This is a genomic window from Streptomyces sp. RP5T (assembly GCF_003933965.1).
In the GTDB taxonomy this organism is placed as follows: Bacteria; Actinomycetota; Actinomycetes; order Streptomycetales; family Streptomycetaceae; genus Streptomyces.
Map to the genome: position 1 here is coordinate 1 of NZ_RSAJ01000920.1, position 2299 is coordinate 2299.

The following is a 2299-nucleotide window of genomic DNA, read 5'->3' on the forward strand; positions in this document are numbered from 1 at the left end:
CCCTCCCCCTCGCCGCCGTCGCGCTCGCGCTGCTCGGGGCGGTCTCGTTCGTGCCGGAGCACACCGGAACCTGGCCGCACGCGCTGTCCGGCGCCCTCGCCCTCGGCGCCGGCTACTGGGTGCTGTGGCGGATCAACCCCGGCGGCATGGGCTTCGGCGACGTGAAGCTGGCACTCGGGGCGGGGGCCGTCCTCGGCTGGTACGGCTGGGACACCGTGCTCCTTGGCACCTTCGCCGGGTTCTTGCTCGGCGCGCTGTGGGGCGGTGTCCTGGTCCTGGCGGGCAGGGCGGGGCGCAAGACGGCGATCCCGTTCGGGCCGTTCCTGATCACGGGGGCGTACGCGGGGCTGCTGATCGGTGCGTACACGGCCTGACATCCGGCTTGTCACAGGGCTGGCGTAGGCTGGCCCGGACCGTCCGAACCCTTGACGAAAGGCACGCCCCGGTGACCGAGAAGGCCGACCTTCAGTCCGTCCTCGACCGTGCCGCCGAGGGCGGGCGCATCACGGCGGAGGAGGCGCTCGACCTCTACCGCGACGCCCCGCTGCACGCGCTGGGCTCCGCCGCGGACGCCGTGCGCCGCAGGCGGTACGCGGGCACCGAGCACATCGCGACGTACATCATCGAGCGGAACATCAACTACACGAACGTCTGCGTGACGGCGTGCAAGTTCTGCGCGTTCTACGCCCCGCCCACCGCCAAGGACAAGGGCTGGACCCGCGACCTCGACGACATTCTGCGCCGGTGCGCCGAGACCGTCGAACTCGGCGGCACCCAGATCATGTTCCAGGGCGGCCACCACCCCGACTACGGCGTCGAGTACTACGAGAAGCACTTCGCCGCCATCAAGAAGGAGTTCCCCCAGCTGGTCATCCACTCGCTGGGCGCCTCCGAGGTCGAGCACATGGCGAGGATCTCGAAGGTCTCCGTCGAGGAGGCGATCCGGCGCATCCACGCCGCCGGACTCGACTCCTTCGCCGGGGCCGGCGCGGAGCTGCTCCCCGAGCGACCCCGCAAGGCCATCGCCCCGCTCAAGGAGTCCGGCGAGCGCTGGCTGGAGATCATGGAGACCGCGCACCGGCTGGGCGTGGAGTCCACCTCCACCATGCTGATGGGCACCGGCGAGACCAACGCCGAGCGCATCGAGCACCTGCGCATGATCCGTGACGTGCAGGACCGCACGGGCGGCTTCCGGGCCTTCATCCCGTACCTCTACCAGCCGATGAACAACCACCTGAAGGGCCGCACCCAGGCCACGATCTTCGAGTACCTGCGGATGATCGCGATCTCCCGGCTCTTCATGGACAACATCGCCCACATCCAGGGCTCCTGGCTGACCACGGGCCAGGACGCGGGCCAGCTCACGCTGCACTACGGCGCGGACGACCTCGGCTCGGTCATGCTGGAGGAGAACGTCGTCTCGGCGGCGGGCGCCAGGCACCGCTCCAACCTCCAGGAAATGATCGACATGATCCGCACCGCGGGCCGTGTCCCGGCACAGCGCTCCACGACGTACGAACACCTCGTGGTCCACGACGACCCGGCGAACGACCCGGTCGACGCGCGCGTCCAGTCCCACATCTCCTCGACGGCGATCGAGGGCGGCACGGCCCACCCCGAGCTGAAGATCCTCGCGTCCAACTAGGTCCGCCTTGCTGACGATCCACACGGCCGACGTCGTGGTCCCGGGCGGCGAGAGGCCCTCGCTGCCCGGCGGGGCGGTACTGGTCGAGGGCCGTCGGATCGCGGCCGTGGAGGCGTACGACGACCTGGTGGCGGCCCACCCGGCGGCACGGGTGCGCCGCTGGCCGGGGCGCATCACCCCCGGCCTGCTGAACCCGCACGGGCGTGAGCTGCTGGAGCAGTCCTACCACCCGGACCCCCGGGAGGACCTGGGGGACGAGCCCCTCACCGGCGAGGCACTGTCGGCCCTGGCCATGACCGACGCGCGCTGGGGCGCGAGCGCGCGCCGGGGCGTACAGCGGTTGCTGGCACAGGGGACGGTGGCGGTGGTCGGCCCGCTGCGACGCCCCGCGGTGATCGACGCGGTGCACAGGTCGGGCCTGAGGATCGAGCACAGCTTCACGGAGGAGCCCCTGATCCCGCTGCTCCCGGGTGCGGACGCGACGTTCGCGATCTTCGACGGGATGGAATGCGTGACCACGGTAATCGGGGGCCGCTTGCTGCACAGGCGCAGGTAGAGGCTTTCAGGGGCGCGGGACTGTATCGATGTGCGGCTCCGCCGCGCGGGCGCGACAAGCCCCCACCGGCCCGCACCCGAAACTCAACCCCCCAGCGC

Annotated in this window: 3 protein-coding genes; all 3 read left to right on the forward strand. The window is 71.1% G+C overall.

All coding sequences use genetic code 11. The annotated features are described in order from the left end of the window. On the forward strand, nt 1–374 hold a 374-nt coding region (locus EHS43_RS42960), incomplete at its 5' end, for an A24 family peptidase (protein ID WP_148104283.1). Between the two features lie 71 nt (nt 375–445). Continuing rightward, the gene (gene mqnC, locus EHS43_RS42965; protein ID WP_125195874.1) at nt 446–1645 is read left to right on the forward strand and encodes a cyclic dehypoxanthinyl futalosine synthase; all 1200 of its coding nucleotides are present in this window, start codon (nt 446–448) and stop codon (nt 1643–1645) included. Between the two features lie 7 nt (nt 1646–1652). Beyond that, nucleotides 1653–2201 (forward strand): hypothetical protein, encoded by a 549-nt coding sequence (locus EHS43_RS42970; protein WP_125195875.1) that lies wholly within the window; start codon nt 1653–1655, stop codon nt 2199–2201. The last annotated feature ends 98 nt before the right edge of the window (nt 2202–2299 follow it).